This window comes from Wenzhouxiangella sp. YN9 (genome assembly GCF_056324165.1).
Map to the genome: position 1 here is coordinate 1 of NZ_JBJNIP010000031.1, position 332 is coordinate 332.

1 protein-coding gene is annotated in these 332 nt (G+C 54.2%); it reads right to left on the reverse strand.

The window, feature by feature from the left end:
• Positions 1-144: 144 nt before the first annotated feature.
• Positions 145-332: hypothetical protein (locus ACEWQ0_RS00135; protein ID WP_476484124.1), on the reverse strand; the 188-nt coding region annotated here is incomplete at its 5' end.

The window sequence follows — 332 nt, forward strand, 5'->3', positions numbered from 1 at the left end:
AGAATCAAAACCAACAACACCAACAACAAGATCTCGCAAAAACCTTCACACTACACAAAACACACATCACACTTCACACTTCACACATCACACTACACACATCAAACTTCACACTACACACTACACACTTCACACTACACACTTTCACCCCACATCCAGTCTCTTCCGCCGCTCGTCTACCAGCACCATGCTATCATCACGGTCCAGCCGCTGCCCCTGGGCATCGGTGATGGTGAAAACGTCTTCGACGCGCTGGCCGAAAGTGGCGACCCGGGCGTCGTGCAGGCGCAGGCTGCGGCTGACCAGGGCTTCTGCGATGGCTGACAGCAGCC